Here is an 829-nt window from a genome sequence, read left to right as displayed (position 1 = left end):
GCGACACGATCGTCGTGATCGACAACGGCACGCCCGTTGGCGAGACGAAGGTCGACGAAGACGGCAACTGGAGCTTCACGCCTGATACGCCGCTGGGCGAAGGCAAGCACGAGTTCACGGTGGTCGAGCGTGATGAGGCGGGCAATGAAAGCAAGCCGTCGGATCCGCACGTGGTGATCGTGGACACAACCCCGCCGGGCCAGCCGGCCGTGGGCGAAGTGACTGACGACGCGGGCTTGGTTCAGGGTCCGGTGCGCAATGGCGAGAGCACGGACGACACGACACCGACACTGGTGGGCAAGGGTCAGCCGGGCGACACGATCGTCGTGATCGACAACGGCACGCCCGTTGGCGAGACGAAGGTCGACGAAGACGGCAACTGGAGCTTCACGCCTGATACGCCGCTGGGCGAAGGCAAGCACGAGTTCACGGTGGTCGAGCGTGATCAGGCGGGCAACGAAAGCAAGCCGTCGGATCCGCACGTGGTGATTATCGATACGACAGTCCCAGCACTGGTACTGAAGGCGCCTGAAGTGCCGGAGATGGCAGACGGTGTGATCGACTCGGCAGAGGCCAGCGATGGCACGTGGGTGATTATCCCGTCCTATGCGGGCATGGTCGAGGGCGACGTGATCACGATTGACTGGAACGGCAAGAGCTACGAGCACAAGGTGGAGTCGTTCGAAGTAATCGTTGGGTCAGTCAAGGTGAGGATCCCTGCAGACGATCTGATCGGGCAGGACACGGCGTTCGACATCTCCTATACGGTGACGGACGCAGCGGGCCACGGCTCATCGCCGAGCCCGACTACCCCTGTGAGGATCTACGC

General features: G+C 62.7%; 1 protein-coding gene. It reads left to right on the top strand.

Annotation, left to right across the window (positions count from 1 at the left end):
- Positions 1–829 (top strand): Ig-like domain-containing protein (locus AC1DEK_RS30130; protein WP_478128992.1); only part of this gene is annotated, 829 nt, incomplete at both ends.

The organism is Variovorax sp. 10N420 (genome assembly GCF_056394705.1).
The sequence above is the reverse complement of the archived record's forward strand: the minus strand, read 5'-3'. Positions and strand labels throughout refer to the sequence as shown.